The sequence below is a fragment of the Rhizobium sp. 268 genome, assembly GCF_036571585.1.
Taxonomy (GTDB): Bacteria; Pseudomonadota; Alphaproteobacteria; order Rhizobiales; family Rhizobiaceae; genus Rhizobium; species Rhizobium redzepovicii.
Map to the genome: position 1 here is coordinate 1 of NZ_JAPPSO010000025.1, position 14,498 is coordinate 14,498.

Consider the following 14,498-nt stretch of genomic DNA (forward strand, 5'->3'; position numbering starts at 1 on the left):
CAGGTCGCCGACTACGGCCTCGTCGCCGATCTGTTCGAAGCCCTGCCGGAACTGGAAAAGGCGCTCTGAATAGAGCGGCGGCATTAGAGCCGCTCCTCATGATGGATGGGGTCAGCCCGAATTTCGCTCGGATGATTTTCCCCGAAGCACGGTCATCTGTTCGTGCTGCACCTCGTTCGCATCATTCAGTACCGCGCGCCAAAGCCTGTTGCCGAGCCGAAGCGACACCCGTTTGGTACCCTCGTGTTCAGCCGTGCCGATTTCCACGGTGCTGACGAGTGAGCCATGTCGCATGTGACGGCGGAGATCGGCCAGGGACAGCCCGAACCGTTCCGCGAGTTCGGATGAGTCCAGGATAAAATCCCCATTCGGATCGCGCTCGATCAACACCGGCTCATTCCTCCCTCTGCTTGACAATCCACGACCAAAGTTCAGGCCACCGCCGAGATCGGAGCACTGTCGTTCGGCAGCAGCCGCGCCACTGCGCTGAGGAGATCGGTCTGCGATATCAGGCCGAGAATCCGGTAATCGTCATCGACAATGATGACGGCATGCGTGCGCCCGTCCGTCAGAATGGGAAGCAGCGACAGGGCCGGGTCCGAAGGCCTTGCCACCGCCGGTTTTGAAATTGCGCCGGCGATCGTATCGATGCTGGTCGACAATTCCCGCAAGCCGACGCTGCCGATCAGGCGGCCCTCCGGGTCCTTTACCGGCAGCGTGCGGATATTGTGCTTCAAAAGCAGGTGCCGTGCGGCATCCGGTTCCGCAGCTTCGCCGACGGCGATCACGTCGCGCGACATGATATCGGCGCAGCTGATCTTGCCGTTTGAGCGGATTGCCGCCTGCAGCTCGACCTGCTGCAGCAGCCGGCCGAGATCGGCGCGATCGATATCGAAGGTTTCGTCGAGCGCTGCAAGGGCCGCATCGACATCCTCCTCACGAAAACCCACCCGCACGGCGGACGGCAGGTCGATCGTGCGATGGGTGTTCTCAGCGGGTTTTGGAACGACATGCGGATAGTTCCGCCGGGAAAGCTTGTGGAACAGCAGGCCGAGACCGACAAGAAGGCAGGAATTCAGGGCGACCGGCACGAAGGGAAAGAGGAAACCCCAGCCGGCGACGACGGGGCCGCCGAGAACGGCGGTCAGCGCCGCAGCACCTCCCGGCGGATGAAGGCAGCGCGTGAAAGACATGGCGCCGATAGCAAGCGACACGCCGACGCCGGTCGCGATGATCGGATCGCGGATGAAATAGGCGGCAATGATTCCCATCAGGGCGGAAATGGTATTGCCGCCGATGATCGACCACGGCTGCGCAAGCGGGCTCGCGGGCACCGCGAAAAGAAGCACCGCCGATGCCCCCATCGGCGCGACGATCAGGGGAAGGTGCGGCCCCTGCCCGAAGAGATAGCCGCTGATGACGCCGGTAAGGCCGATGGCCAGCAAAGCGCCGAGACATGCGATCAGCCGCTCGCGTAAGGTCGCGCCGGCCAGAATCGGTGAAAACAGACGGAAGCGACGGAAGCGGCTCGGTCCCACCTTCGGGGAAACGGGGTGCGGCATGACAAGACCAATGTTGAGCGAGGATTATCTGGCGGACTGAGGGAAGGCATGAAGGCTAGTTTGTGGCAAGCCTGATATCCCTGCCTTTTGTCGCGCTGAGGACTTCGTGGAAGGCGTTAAAGGCGCTGGGGCGATCGTTCTTGCGGTAGACCAGCAGCGTCTCGACAGGTCCCAGTTGATGGGTCTGGACGGATGTCGGCCAGGGCATGAGGTCGAGAACGGATCTCGGTATGACGCCGGCGGTGTTGCCGGTCGCGACGCTCGCCAGTATCGCATGGTAGGAGCCATGCTCGCTCGTCGGCATGGCGGTCGATTTGCGCGCCCAGTTTTCGGCGATCCGGCGATAGGTGCAGCCAGGCTCCAAAGCGGCAATCGACCCGACACGCAGGTCGGCAGCGGATTTGACGGCGGGATGCCCTGATGGCAGCACGATCAACAGGTCCTCGACAAAGACCGGTTCCATCCCCAGCGCCTTGAGCTCGGCCTCGAAACTCATCTCTTCCCCGCGCATCGCCTTCGGCGGGCGGGCAATCAGCGCACAATCCAGTGCATCGGCCACGACGGCGCGGGCGAGATCGCGGGATGCGCCCATCGTCAGATGAAGCGACACATCAGGCCACATCCGGTTGAATTGCGTCAGCACCGCGGGCAGCCGGCTCGCCGCCGTGCTTTCCATGGTGCCGACGCGCAATGTTCCCGACGGGGCGAGAGGCCGCACGGCCTGGCGCGCTTCGAGTGCAAGCGCCATCAGCCGGTTGGCGTAGGCCAGGAACGTCTCCCCCTCCCGCGTCAACGTCATCTTCTTGCCGTCACGGCTGAACAGGGAAACACCGAGATCGTCCTCCAGCTGCCGGATGCGCGTCGTCACATTCGACGGCACCCGACCGACGGCCTTGGCAGCCTTGGTAACACTGCGATCGCCGGCGACAGCGCGGAATATTTCGAGCGACGAAAGGTCCAATGAAAGATCTCGTTTCCAGAATTATGGAGAAAGATAATTCTCCATACAAAAATCATCGCCGCCACTCAAGTCGTATTGCGATATAATTTGCCGGCGCAAGCGAAGAGGGAACAGTTGCCGAAAAAAACAACGCGGCGCCGAGGAAATAGCCACGGGCGGCCGATATTGCCGCCACTTGGCGGGAATTGCGGTGTTTGCAGCTGGCACGGGGTTTGCATCGGCAATTCCATCTGCAGATCGATCGGCGACGACCCCATGGCGCATCTTGTCTTGACCTGTCTTCTTCTCAGCATCGCTTCCGGCCTGAGCATGCGACGCTTTCTCCTGCCCTATCTCCCGGGAGGCGATCTCGCCGAGAAGTCCGCGCCCGTGACGATCGTCGCAAGCGCCGTTTTTCTGGGGGCGCTGGCCTTTACCGTCTCCGATCAGAATCTCTGGGCGACATCCGCCATCCTGTCGCTCGGCCTGCTGCTGGCAGCCATGTTCGACGATGCCCGACCCAAACTGACGATCGCCCTCTCCGCCATCAGCCTGGCGGTCTATCTCGGCTTTCGTTCGATCAACTGAGCCATTCGGTTTTTCCAGGCGACGATCGAATACTCGCCTATTTGGCGATATCGAAGCCTCTGTCGAGATGCTGCATCCAAAGACGAAAATCATTCGTGAGCAGCGCCACATCATACCGCCACTCCGCCCGCAAAAGCTCCCAGCGGCCTGCGTCTCCACTATCAAGCAAGGCATGACCCCTCTGCCTGAGATTTTCAAACGCCTTATCGGCGGGATAAAGCACGGGGCGGTGCAATACGGGATGCAATCGGCTTTCCAAGCTCACTCCTCAACGATCGGCGCTCTTTAAATATATCGTATTACGATATACATTGACAGCCGTGAACGCGCCGCGATACAGCCAAGGAATTCTCACCCAGCGCGGGAAAACAATCTCTATTGAAGAATGATATTTCATTGTTATTCTTCACTGAGGAATAAATCCGCTGATGGGATCAGGGGCCCATCTAACGAGAAGAAACGTTCCGTGAGCGGCGACAGCAGCAACTTTCACGGCCTGCTTTTCGATCTCATGAACGCCTCCAAGCATGCGGAGTTGAATAATGACCATGGAGAGCAAACAGGCCGGCAAGATCTGGTCTGAATGGTACGCCTGGCATCCGGTCTTGCCGATCGACGACACCGTGTTCTGGCTCGAGACCGTCTACCGGCGGCAATCCCCGGACGGTCTTTGGCAATACCGCTCGTTCCGCCCCGAATCCGAACGCCGGCAGGCTCAGGCCTCCACGCCCGTCTATCCCGGCGCTTGAATCCGCCCGACCGCCGATGAATCCCGCTCAATCGATTTCCGTCGATCCAGATCGCTCGAGAGAATGCACTGGCGATGCCAGTGTAAACCCAACAATCGACCAAATCCCGGTTGCTTTCGGCAAATAAAGTCGGAGCCTTCCTCTACAGTCATTCCGGCACGGCGCAACCCGCAGAGCAAGAATGTGCTGATCAGCCGGTGAGAGGACCTGCCATGAAGACCTACAAGATCGCCCTTCTCCCAGGAGACGGTATCGGCCGCGACGTCACTGAGGCAGCCAAGGCCGTGCTCGAAAAGACGGCTGCGCGGAACGGATTCTCGCTTGTGACGACAAGCTATCCCTGGTCCTGCGACTACTATCTGGAGAACGGCAGCATGATGCCTGGCAATGGCATCGAAACGCTGCGCTCCTTCGATGCCATTCTGCTCGGCGCCGTCGGGTGGCCTCGCAAAGTGCCCGATTCCGTGTCGCTGCACGGGCTTCTGCTGCCGATCCGCAAGGCTTTCGTGCAATATGCCAATATCCGCCCGCACCGGCTGCTGCCGGGTGTGCAGGGACCGTTGCGGTCGGAGAATTTCGACATCCTCTGCATTCGTGAAAATACCGAAGGCGAATATTCCGGCGCCGGCGGCCGCGTCCATCAGGGGACCGACAGCGAGGTGGCCGTGGAGACCTCGATCTTCACCCGCAAGGGCGTCGAGCGTATCCTGCGTTTCGGCTTCGAACAAGCGCGGGCGCGGGGCGGCAAGCTTGCCTCGGTCACAAAGTCCAACGCGCAGAGATATTCGATGGTTTTCTGGGACGAGACCACCGAAAGGCTTTCCGCTGAATATCCCGATGTCGAGGTGACCAGCTATCATATCGACGCCATGGCCGCCCGCATGGTCATGGCGCCTGAGAGCCTCGATGTGGTCGTCGCTTCCAACCTGTTCGGCGACATCCTGACAGACCTTGGCGCCGCCATCCAGGGCGGGCTCGGCTTTGCAGCCTCCGCCAACATCAATCCCGATCGCTCGGCGCCGTCGATGTTCGAGCCCGTCCACGGTTCCGCGCCGGATATCGCCCATCTCGGCATCGCCAATCCGATCGCCGCCATCTGGTCGGGCGCGATGATGCTGGAGCACCTGGGAGAAACGGTCGCCGCCGGCAAGGTGATGGCCGCAATCGAGGCAACGACTGCACGCGGCATCGGTGCAAGTCCCGGCAGGGACAAGACGGACGCAATCACGGCATCGGTGCTTTCGGCGCTCGATTAGGACAAGATGCGGACGAAGTGAGCGGATTGGGTCGCCCGACCTGAATCCGGTTTGGGCCGTTCAATGGTCGTCGTGATCGTGATGCGAAGGAAGGTCGAGGCCGAACGTGTCGACCAAATCTGCCACCTGTCCCGGGCTGAGATAACGGGGATTGAGGTTTCGCAGCAGCAGATAGAGCTTTGCCGTTTCCTCCAGTTCCTCGGTCGCAAAGACCGCCGCTTCCAGGCTATCGCCGGCAACGACGGGTCCGTGATTGGCCAGAAGCACCGACGAATACTTGCCTGCCAGCCCGCGGATGGCGTCGGCCACCGCCGGATCGCCGGGACGATAATAGGGCACCAGAGCGGTTTCGCCGGCGCGCATGAGATAATAGGGTGTCATCGGCGGCAAGGCGGCGCGCGGATCGATCTCCGGCAGCATGGTCAGCGCCACCGCGTGCGTGGAGTGAAGGTGGACGATGGCGCGGGCGCTGCCGCGTGTGTCGTAGAGGGCGGTATGCAGCGGAATTTCCTTGGTCGGCTTGTCGCCGGAGAGCAGCCGGCCTTCGGCATCGAGCCTGGAGAGCCGTGCCGGATCGAGAAAACCGAGCGAGGCGTTGGTCGGCGTCACCAGCCAGCCGCCATCATCGAGCCGCAACGATATGTTGCCCGACGAACCGGGCGTCAGCCCGCGCTCAAACAGCGAGCGGCCGTATCGGCAAATTTCTTCACGCTGGCGCGCGTCGGACATGACATTCCCTCCAAGATTACGCGGTTGCGCCTTCGATCAGCTCAAAACCGAGATCGACGGCCTGGGGCGGCGCGTTGGCGACGACCAGCTGCGCGGCGATCTGTCCGGTCGACACACGCGGCGTTCGGATGGTCGACAAGGGCTGCGGCATCGCCCGGCCGATATCGAGGCCGTTATAGCCGAAAATGGCAAGCTTCGAAGGGATAGGGATCCCCTCGGCCAGACAGTGAAAATAGCCGCCGAGCGCCATATCGTCATTGGAGAAATAAACCGCATCGAGATCCCTCGTCCGGGCAAGCAGCCGCTCCAGCCCAAGCCTGCCGTTTTCCACCGACGAAGGGCCGGCGAGTATTTCGCGCGCGACGAGAGGCACGCCGCCGGCCTCCAGCGTTTCGCAAAAGCTTGAAAACCGCTTGCCGGCGCGGGTGTCACGATTGAGATCGTGACCGACATAGCCGATCCGGCGATAGCCCCGCTTCAGCAGAAAGCCAGCGCTCTCCCGCCCGGCCGCGCGGTTCGAGAAGCCGACCGCGATATCGAGTGCATCTCCGTCGAGATCGAGCAGTTCCACGACCCGGCATCCGCTGGCGCGCAGCATCTTCACTGTCCCGTCGGTATGTTCGTATCCCGCCAGCATGACCGCCGCCGGCCGCCAGGCGAGCATAGCAGCGGCAAGCGCCTCCTCCTTACCCGGATCATAGTCGGTGACGGAGAATACCGCCTGGTACCGGTTCTCCTCCAGGACGGCGCTGGCGCCGCGCAGCACATCGGGGAAGACGATGTTGGACAGCGAGGGGATGACAAAGGCGACCAGGCGCGAGCCGGTGGAGGCCAGCGTCCCGGCGATCCGGTTCGGCACATAGCCCAGCCGCTCAACCGCAGCCATCACCCGCTCCCGCGTCTTGCCGGAAAACGAGCCGTGATTGCGCAGCACGCGCGACACCGTGCTCTCGCCAACACCGGCTGCCTCCGCAACCTCGGCAAGCGTCACCGTCACCTGCGGTTTGAATTCCATCGTATGTCCGAACCCAAGCTCTATTGGAATGGTCTGCCGGTATGTCCGCCGGCAACCGCCGCGCTGCCACCATTTTTCACCGCTCCCATCAAGAAGCAAGGATTTTTTGGCAGCGCTACCAATTTGCTGTTGGCAGCGCTGCCAAAATGGATTAGCAAGAATGGCAGCGCTGCCAAAAATGGCTTGGCGTGCTGCGGGAGGACCGACAGGAGACCGCGGCAACAACAGGAGGAGAAAATCATGACTCTGCAGACACAGGCGCCGCCCGTTGGCGCACTTCCCGCACGGACGGCGGAAGACCGCGCCTATGCCAAGGTGTTCTGGCGCATCGTGCCGTTTTTAATGTTGTGCTACGTGGTTGCCTATCTCGACCGCGTCAATGTCGGCTTCGCCAAACTGCAGATGTCGAGCGAACTCGGCCTCTCGGAAGCTGCCTATGGCATCGGCGCCGGCATTTTCTTCATCGGCTATTTTCTGTTCGAGGTGCCGAGCAACGTCATCATGAACAGGGTTGGCGCCCGGATGTGGATTGCCCGCATCATGGTCACCTGGGGCATCATTTCCGCCGCCTTCATGTTCACCTCATCGGAAACGGTCTTCTATGTGCTGCGCTTCCTACTGGGCGTTGCCGAAGCCGGATTTTTTCCCGGCATCATTCTCTATCTCACAGCGTGGTATCCGGCCGATCGCCGCGCCAGGATCATCACGACCTTCATGTCCGCGATCCCGATATCCGCCATTTTCGGCAATCCGCTTTCGGGTCTCCTGATGGACAGTTTCCATGGCACGCACGGCCTTTCCGGCTGGCAATGGATGTTCCTGATCGAAGCCGTTCCGGCCATTCTTTTCGGCGTCGCGACCTTCTTCTATCTTGATGATACGATCCATGACGCGAAATGGCTGAACGATGAGGAAAAGCGCGTGCTGACGGCCAACATCGAAGCGGAGAACCGGGTCAAGACAACCAGCCCGCACAGCATTGCCGCAACGCTGACCGACCGCCGCGTCTGGCTGATGTGCCTGATCTATTTCTGCTTCGTGCTCGGGCAATACGGCCTGAATTTCTGGATGCCTTCAATCGTGAAAGCCTCAGGCGTCAGCGGAAACCTCAATATCGGCCTGATTTCCGCGATTCCCTATATCTGCACATTCGTCGTCATGCTGGCCCTCGGGCGCTCGGCCGACAGGCTGCGCGAACGCCGGTGGCACCTAGTCGTCCCGGCCGTCGTCGCCGCCGGTGGTTTTGTCGCGGCGACGATAGCGACCAGCACGACGATCTCGATTGTCTGCCTTTCGCTCGCCGCCGCAGGCGCCATCAGTTGCGCCCCGCTCTTCTGGTCGCTCCCGACAGCTTTTCTTGCCGGCACGGGTGCAGCGGCCGGCATCGCCTGGATCAACTCGGTCGGCAACCTTGCCGGCTTCCTAGGGCCATTTCTGGTAGGCTATCTGAAGGACTTCACCGGCACCAACAGCGCCGGCATGTATCTGCTGGCGGCTGCGTTGATCATCGGCTCGCTCGCCGTGTTGACGGTTCCCGCCAAAACCGTAAATCGCTGAACGCGCGCATCCCCCGAAAATCGGAATCGATTTTCGCAAAGGATTATGCGCAAATTCAAAATGTTAGAGCGTCCTTAGCGTGTCTTATGGACGCACGGCGCTCTAAGGCCCCTCCGGGACTGCACCCGGAGGGCACAGAGTTTTTCTCACGAGACCGGAGAACCTCCTGATGTCACCACTTGCTGAAAATCCAGGCCCTGTCGTCGTCGCGGCCGTCATCGGTCTCGGTTCCATGGGGCTGGGGATGGCCCGGTCGATGAAGCGCGCCGGGCTCGATGTCGTCGGATATGACATCACGCCGGCGGCGGTGGATCGCTTCATCGCCGACGGCGGACGTGGGGCGGCGACCCCAGTCGGCGCCGCGAAGGACGCCGACATCGTCGTCTCCGTCGTCGTCAACGGCGCCCAGACCGAAGCCGTGTTGTTCGGGCCGAAAGGCGTCGCGAACACGATGAAGCCCGGGGCCGTCTTCATCTCCTCGGCCACCATGGATCCCGCCGTTGCCCGCGATCTGGCACGAAGGGTACAAGCTCTCGGCCTGCATTATCTCGACGCGCCGATTTCAGGTGGCGCAGCCAAGGCTGCGCTGGGCGAGCTGACGATCATGGCGTCCGGCTCCAGACAGGCTTTCGACGCCGCCCGTCCGGGTCTCGACGCCATGGCCGGCAAGGTCTACGAGCTCGGCGACGCCGCCGGGGCAGGCGCGGCCTTCAAGATGATCAACCAGCTTCTCGCCGGCGTGCACATCGCCGCCGCCTGCGAGGCCATAACATTTGCTGCCAAGCAGGGCCTCGACCTCGACAAAGTCTATGAGGTGATCACCGCCTCAGCCGGCAATTCGTGGATGTTCGAAAACCGCGTGCCGCATGTGCTGGCCGGAGACTATACGCCGCTCAGCAGCATCGAGATTTTCGTCAAGGATCTCGGTATCGTCCAGGACATGGCCCGATCCGAGCGTTATCCGGTGCCGCTCGCGGCGGCGGCGCTGCAAATGTATCTGGCCGCCGCCGGCGCCGGCATGGGCCGTGATGACGATTCCTCGCTCGCACGGCTCTATGCCCAGCTTTCCGGGGCGGAATTGCCCGGTTCCAACAAAGGGGAACGCTAGCCATGCCGGTTTTCGCCGCCAACCTGACGATGATGTTCAACGAATGGGCATTCCTCGACCGCTTCGACGCCGCAGCCGATGCCGGCTTTGCCGCCGTCGAATACCTCTTTCCCTACGAAGCTGCGCCGGAGGCAATCGCCGAACGGCTTGCCCGCAACAATCTGCAGCAGGCCTTGTTCAACCTGCCGCCGGGCGACTGGGCGGCAGGCGAGCGCGGCATCGCAGCCCTTCCCGGACGGTTCGATGCGCTGAAGGCCGATGTCGAACGGGCACTCGACTATGCGGCGGCGACCGGCGTCAAGCGGTTGCACCTGATGGCGGGCATCGCCGACCCTCATGATGAAGCCGCCGCCGCCTCTTATCGGCGCTCCGTTACTTATGCTGCCGGGCGGCTTGCGGACAAAGACATCGATCTCGTGCTCGAGCCGATCAACGGCCGAAACATGCCAGGCTATTTCCTCAAGGACTTCGGCGCCGCCGAAACGCTGATTGCCGAATCCGGCCTGCCCAACCTGAAACTCCAGTTCGACATCTATCATCGCCAGATCATCCATGGCGACGTCACAATAGCGTTGCGGCGCCTGCTGCCGATTACCGGCCATATCCAGATCGCCAGCGTGCCCTCCCGCAACGAGCCGGACGGGGAAGAACTGAACTACCCCTACCTTTTCGGCGAAATCGACCGCCTGGGTTACGACGGGTTCATCGGCTGCGAATACATCCCGCGCGGCCATACACTGGACGGCCTCGGCTGGTTCAGATCTTTTGCACGGAGCTAGACAATGGCCATTTTGCTCGGATCAATCGCCGACGACTATACGGGCGCGTCCGACCTCGCCAATACGCTGACGAAGAACGGGCTGCGCACGGTGCAGACGGTCGGCATCCCCGATCCGTCGCTCGCTCTGCCTGACGTCGACGCCGTCGTCGTTTCCCTGAAGATCCGCTCCGTCCCGGCTTCGGACGCGGTGACTGCCGCAACCAGCGCCGAACGATGGCTGCGCCGGCGCGGCGCGAGCCACGTGCTCTACAAGATCTGTTCGACCTTCGATTCCACCGATGGCGGCAATATCGGACCAGTCACCGAGGCATTGAGCCAGGCTGCAGGCGGCGGCATCGTGCTGGTTACCCCAGCCTTCCCGGAAGCGGGTCGCACCGTCTATCTTGGCCATCTTTTCGTCGGCGGACAGCCGTTGAACGAAAGCCCGCTCAAGGACCACCCCCTCAACCCGATGCACGACGCCGATCTCGTGCGGGTTCTCACCCGGCAATCGCATGGTGCTGTCGGGCTGATCGATCTCACCGCCATCGCGGCCGGACCCTGCGCCGTCAAAGCGAGGCTCGAGGCCCTGCGCGCGGCCGGCGTTACCGCTGCCATCGCCGATGCGATTTTCGAGCGGGATCTTGAAACGCTCGGCGAGATCGCATTGGAAACACCGGTATCCACCGGCGCATCCGGGCTCGGTCTCGGCCTTGCCCGCGCGTTGGTCCGCTCCGGTCGGATATCGTCCGGCGGAGCGGCGCCGGCAGACGTCATTCGCCCGGTCGGCGGGCTTTCCGCGATCGTTGCCGGCAGTTGCTCCAAGGCAACGTTGCGCCAACTCGAGGTCGCCGAACGGTCGATGCCGGTCCTGCGGCTCGATCCGGAACGGCTGCTTGCCGGCCCGGATGAGATCGCCGCGGCGATTTCCTGGGCTGGAGACCGCATCGCCGCCGGCCCCATCGTGGTCGCCGCAAGCGCCGCACCCGAAACCGTGGCCCGGCTGCAATCCCTTTACGGACGGGACGCATCCGGCCATGCGATCGAGACCGCAACCTCGATCATCGCAGCCGAACTGGTGGCAAGAGGCGTCCGGCGCCTCGTGGTTGCAGGCGGAGAAACGTCGGGCGCAGCGGTCGACAGGCTTGCCATTCCAGCATTTCTGATCGGGCCCGAGATTGCGGCCGGCGTGCCGGTGCTGCGCACGGTCGGCAATGCCCAGGGCGACATGCTTCTGGCTTTGAAGTCAGGCAACTTCGGAGGTGAGGATTTCTTTGCGGCAGCGCTGGCGATGATGCACTGACCTATCTCCGGTCTGGCGGAAGTACCGGCGGAAACGGCACCCGCCGGCACCGCCGATTCCCCCGCCAGCACGGCGCTTGAACACGCTGCCTTTGGCCTCGTCATTCCCCGCCTTCGACGATGGCGTCCTTGCCATGCGCTGCCGCGCGCAGCCCGAAACGGCAGACATGATCATCGAGCGCACGGGCGCCCGCCAAGAACAAACCATGAACTACGACGACCGGCGCGTGGGCGATGCAAGCCTCAGAATATCGCGAAACGGTCAGATTCGGTATTTTGTGCCGCCATATGACGCCTTTCAGGAGAATCCGGCGCGGTGCAGGTGACACACTACGATCACTGAAGGGCTCGGATCCCGGCAAATGCGAGGCCTTCCACAGAAGAGCGGGACAACGATCTCGCCCGCGGGAACAGAATATTCTTCTTCGAGACACCATGCTCCCACTGGGAGCCGAACACTGGGGAATTCACGTGAGCAAGAGCCTTCCGGAATTCAAATATATGACATTCGATGTCGTCGGCACGCTCATCGACTTCGAGAGCGGCCTCAAGACCTGCATCAGCGATATCGCCGCCGAGGCGGGAACGACCGTCGACGGCGAGCAAGCGCTTAGCCTCTACCGCGCAGCCCGCTACTCCAAGGATGCCGATCTCTTTCCCGACGACCTCGTGCGCGTCTACCTGGCGATCGCGCCGAAGCTCGGCCTGCCCACTGAGCAAAAATATGGCGAACAGCTGCGGGATTCGGCCAAGGGCTGGAAGGGTTTTGCAGACAGCGCCGCAGCGCTGGCCAGTCTTGCGAAGGATTACCGCCTCGTTGCGATGACCAACGCCCGCCGCTGGGCATTCGATTTCTTCGAGAAAGAGCTCGGCAATCCCTTTTATGCCGCCTTCACGGCGGATGATACGGGCACCGAGAAACCCGATCCCGCATTCTTCGAGAAGGTATTCGCCTACGTCGTCTCGCAAGGACATTCGAAGGACGACATCCTGCATGTCGCCCAGAGCCAATACCACGATATCGGCATTTCCAGGAAACTCGGGCTGACCAATTGCTGGATCGAGCGGCGACATGCTGAGAAGGGTTACGGCGGCACGATCGAACCGGCCGAGTTCACCAAACCCGATTACCATTTCACCTCCATGGCCGGCCTTGCCGATGCCGTGGCCGCCGCGCGCGCCTGACTTTGAAAGCAGATCGGACCTGCCCGGAACGGGCAGCCCGCCACACAAGAAAAGGGGAATGAGATGAACGACAAAATCACCAATTGGACCAGATCCGACGACGCCATGGTCGAAAGCGCCATCCGCCGTGGCGCCACCCGTCGCGAGTTGCTGCATATGATGCTTGCGGGCGGCGTGGCCATGTCGGCCGGCGGGCTCGTGCTTGGCCGCGCCGGCAAGGCGCTCGCCGCCACGCCCGTTTCCGGCGGCTCGCTCAAGGCGGCCGGCTGGTCGTCCTCCACGGCCGATACGCTGGACCCCGCCAAGGCGTCGCTGTCCACCGACTATGTCCGGTGCTGCTCCTTCTATAACCGCCTCACCTTCCTCGACAAATCAGGCACGCCGCAGATGGAGCTTGCCGAAGTGATCGAGTCCAAGGATGCGAAGACCTGGACGGTCAAGCTGAAGAACGGCGTTACCTTCCATGACGGCAAGCCGCTGACATCAGATGACGTGGTCTTCTCGCTGAAGCGCCATCTCGACCCGTCCGTCGGCTCGAAGGTCGCAAAAATCGCCGCCCAGATGACCGGCTTCAAGGCGGTCGACAAACAGACCGTCGAGATCACGCTCGCCAGCCCGAACGCCGACCTGCCGACCATCCTGTCGATGCATCACTTCATGATCGTTTCCGACGGCACGACCGATTTCACCAAGGCCAACGGCACCGGCGCATTCGTCAAGGAGGTCTTCGAGCCGGGCGTTCGCTCGGTCGGGATCAAGAACAAGAATTATTGGAAATCCGGCCCGAACGTCGATTCCTTCGAATATTTCGCGATCAGCGACGACAATGCCCGTGTAAACGCACTGCTTGCGGGCGACATCCATCTTGCAGCCACGATCAATCCGCGCTCTATGCGCCTCGTCGAGGCCCAGGGCGACGGCTTCACCTTGTCTAAGACGACGTCCGGCAACTATACCAATCTCAACATGCGACTGGATATGGAGCCCGGCAATAAGCGGGACTTCATCGAGGGCATGAAGTATCTCGTCAACCGCGAACAGATCGTCAAATCGGCGCTACGCGGTCTCGGTGAAGTCGGCAACGATCAACCCGTTTCACCGGCGAACTTCTATCATGACGCAGAGCTGAAAGCGCGAGCCTTCGATCCTGAGAAGGCGAAGTTCCACTTCGACAAGGCCGGCGTGCTTGGCCAATCCATCCCGATCATCGCTTCCGATGCGGCGAGCTCGTCGATCGACATGGCCATGATCATCCAGGCGGCCGGCGCCGAAATCGGCATGAAGCTCGATGTGCAGCGAGTGCCATCCGATGGTTATTGGGACAATTACTGGCTCAAGGCGCCGATCCATTTCGGCAATATCAACCCGCGGCCGACCCCGGATATCCTCTTCTCCCTGCTCTACACCTCGGACGCTCCGTGGAACGAAAGCCACTACAAGTCGGAGAAGTTCGACAAGATGCTGATCGAGGCGCGTGGCTCTCTCGATCAAGACAAGCGCAAGACAATCTACAACGAGATGCAGGGCATGGTCGCCCAGGAAGCCGGCACCATCATTCCGGCCTATATCTCGAACGTCGATGCCACGACTGCCAAGCTCAAGGGCCTGGAAGCCAACCCGCTCGGCGGCCAGATGGGATACGCTTTCGCGGAATATGTCTGGCTTGAAGCCTGATTAAGCAAAGGAGACTGGGGCAGCAGCCGCGCCCCAGTTCCTCCATCTGCATTGATGGAACTCAACTCGAACG

General features: G+C 61.7%; 16 protein-coding genes. 10 read left to right on the plus strand and 6 right to left on the minus strand.

The genetic code is table 11. The features are described 5' to 3' along the window. Positions 1-111: 111 nt before the first annotated feature. The 3 genes from OS035_RS30525 to OS035_RS30535 are packed head-to-tail and all read right to left on the minus strand — an operon-like array spanning position 112 to position 2,523. On the minus strand, positions 112-390 hold the full coding sequence (locus OS035_RS30525; protein WP_097629787.1) for a DUF6522 family protein: 279 nt from the start codon (positions 388-390) through the stop codon (positions 112-114). Between the two features lie 41 nt (positions 391-431). Further along, positions 432-1,562 carry an HPP family protein gene (locus tag OS035_RS30530; RefSeq protein ID WP_097629786.1) on the minus strand — a complete coding sequence of 377 codons (1,131 nt, stop codon included), beginning with the start codon at positions 1,560-1,562 and terminating at the stop codon, positions 432-434. Between the two features lie 55 nt (positions 1,563-1,617). Further along, positions 1,618-2,523, minus strand: a complete 906-nt coding sequence (locus OS035_RS30535; RefSeq protein ID WP_331814797.1) for a LysR substrate-binding domain-containing protein — start codon at positions 2,521-2,523, stop codon at positions 1,618-1,620. Positions 2,524-2,778: 255 nt separating this feature from the next. Between OS035_RS30535 and OS035_RS30540 the strand changes: the two genes are divergently transcribed. After that, entirely contained in the window at positions 2,779-3,090 is a 312-nt protein-coding gene (locus tag OS035_RS30540; protein ID WP_131711836.1) for a hypothetical protein, read from the plus strand. Positions 3,091-3,127: 37 nt separating this feature from the next. Here OS035_RS30540 and OS035_RS30545 read toward each other — a convergent pair whose 3' ends face one another. Then, the gene (locus tag OS035_RS30545) at positions 3,128-3,349 is read right to left on the minus strand and encodes a hypothetical protein (RefSeq protein ID WP_097629782.1); all 222 of its coding nucleotides are present in this window, start codon (positions 3,347-3,349) and stop codon (positions 3,128-3,130) included. 289 nt (positions 3,350-3,638) lie between these two features. Between OS035_RS30545 and OS035_RS30550 the strand changes: the two genes are divergently transcribed. Together OS035_RS30550 and OS035_RS30555 are read left to right on the plus strand one after the other, a co-directional pair. Then, positions 3,639-3,839, plus strand: a complete 201-nt coding sequence (locus OS035_RS30550) for a hypothetical protein (protein ID WP_097629788.1) — start codon at positions 3,639-3,641, stop codon at positions 3,837-3,839. Positions 3,840-4,051: 212 nt separating this feature from the next. Beyond that, entirely contained in the window at positions 4,052-5,095 is a 1,044-nt protein-coding gene (locus tag OS035_RS30555) for a tartrate dehydrogenase (protein WP_331814801.1), read from the plus strand. A 60-nt stretch (positions 5,096-5,155) separates the two neighbouring features. Here OS035_RS30555 and otnC read toward each other — a convergent pair whose 3' ends face one another. Further along, entirely contained in the window at positions 5,156-5,824 is a 669-nt protein-coding gene (otnC, locus tag OS035_RS30560) for a 3-oxo-tetronate 4-phosphate decarboxylase (protein ID WP_183782351.1), read from the minus strand. Between the two features lie 16 nt (positions 5,825-5,840). Beyond that, the gene (locus OS035_RS30565) at positions 5,841-6,839 is read right to left on the minus strand and encodes a LacI family DNA-binding transcriptional regulator (RefSeq protein WP_331814805.1); all 999 of its coding nucleotides are present in this window, start codon (positions 6,837-6,839) and stop codon (positions 5,841-5,843) included. A gap of 240 nt (positions 6,840-7,079) precedes the next feature. Between OS035_RS30565 and OS035_RS30570 the strand changes: the two genes are divergently transcribed. The 7 genes from OS035_RS30570 to OS035_RS30600 all read left to right on the plus strand — a co-directional run bounded on the left by OS035_RS30570 (position 7,080) and on the right by OS035_RS30600 (position 14,425). After that, positions 7,080-8,396, plus strand: coding sequence for an MFS transporter (locus tag OS035_RS30570; RefSeq protein WP_097629778.1), 1,317 nt, complete (start codon positions 7,080-7,082; stop codon positions 8,394-8,396). Positions 8,397-8,565: 169 nt separating this feature from the next. Beyond that, positions 8,566-9,504: an L-threonate dehydrogenase gene (gene ltnD, locus OS035_RS30575; protein ID WP_097629777.1), complete on the plus strand. Its 939-nt coding sequence runs from the start codon at positions 8,566-8,568 to the stop codon at positions 9,502-9,504. 2 nt (positions 9,505-9,506) lie between these two features. After that, entirely contained in the window at positions 9,507-10,283 is a 777-nt protein-coding gene (otnI, locus tag OS035_RS30580; RefSeq protein ID WP_097629776.1) for a 2-oxo-tetronate isomerase, read from the plus strand. A 3-nt stretch (positions 10,284-10,286) separates the two neighbouring features. Continuing rightward, positions 10,287-11,567 carry a 3-oxo-tetronate kinase gene (gene otnK / locus OS035_RS30585; protein WP_183782348.1) on the plus strand — a complete coding sequence of 427 codons (1,281 nt, stop codon included), beginning with the start codon at positions 10,287-10,289 and terminating at the stop codon, positions 11,565-11,567. 76 nt (positions 11,568-11,643) lie between these two features. Continuing rightward, on the plus strand, positions 11,644-11,892 hold the full coding sequence (locus OS035_RS30590; protein ID WP_143541942.1) for a hypothetical protein: 249 nt from the start codon (positions 11,644-11,646) through the stop codon (positions 11,890-11,892). A gap of 145 nt (positions 11,893-12,037) precedes the next feature. Beyond that, a complete protein-coding gene (locus OS035_RS30595) occupies positions 12,038-12,751 on the plus strand; it encodes an HAD-IA family hydrolase (protein WP_183782345.1) in 714 nt (237 codons plus the stop codon). A gap of 63 nt (positions 12,752-12,814) precedes the next feature. Continuing rightward, positions 12,815-14,425: an ABC transporter substrate-binding protein gene (locus OS035_RS30600; protein ID WP_183782342.1), complete on the plus strand. Its 1,611-nt coding sequence runs from the start codon at positions 12,815-12,817 to the stop codon at positions 14,423-14,425. Positions 14,426-14,498 lie beyond the last annotated feature (73 nt).

Coding starts and splice junctions, on each gene's coding strand:
- OS035_RS30565 (WP_331814805.1), bottom strand. CDS start 6,839: ATGGAATTCAAACCGCAGGTGACGGTGACGCTTGCCGAGGTTGCGGAG.
- OS035_RS30540 (WP_131711836.1), top strand. CDS start 2,779: ATGGCGCATCTTGTCTTGACCTGTCTTCTTCTCAGCATCGCTTCCGGC.
- otnC (WP_183782351.1), bottom strand. CDS start 5,824: ATGTCCGACGCGCGCCAGCGTGAAGAAATTTGCCGATACGGCCGCTCG.
- otnI (WP_097629776.1), top strand. CDS start 9,507: ATGCCGGTTTTCGCCGCCAACCTGACGATGATGTTCAACGAATGGGCA.
- otnK (WP_183782348.1), top strand. CDS start 10,287: ATGGCCATTTTGCTCGGATCAATCGCCGACGACTATACGGGCGCGTCC.
- OS035_RS30570 (WP_097629778.1), top strand. CDS start 7,080: ATGACTCTGCAGACACAGGCGCCGCCCGTTGGCGCACTTCCCGCACGG.
- OS035_RS30530 (WP_097629786.1), bottom strand. CDS start 1,562: ATGCCGCACCCCGTTTCCCCGAAGGTGGGACCGAGCCGCTTCCGTCGC.
- ltnD (WP_097629777.1), top strand. CDS start 8,566: ATGTCACCACTTGCTGAAAATCCAGGCCCTGTCGTCGTCGCGGCCGTC.
- OS035_RS30600 (WP_183782342.1), top strand. CDS start 12,815: ATGAACGACAAAATCACCAATTGGACCAGATCCGACGACGCCATGGTC.
- OS035_RS30555 (WP_331814801.1), top strand. CDS start 4,052: ATGAAGACCTACAAGATCGCCCTTCTCCCAGGAGACGGTATCGGCCGC.
- OS035_RS30550 (WP_097629788.1), top strand. CDS start 3,639: ATGGAGAGCAAACAGGCCGGCAAGATCTGGTCTGAATGGTACGCCTGG.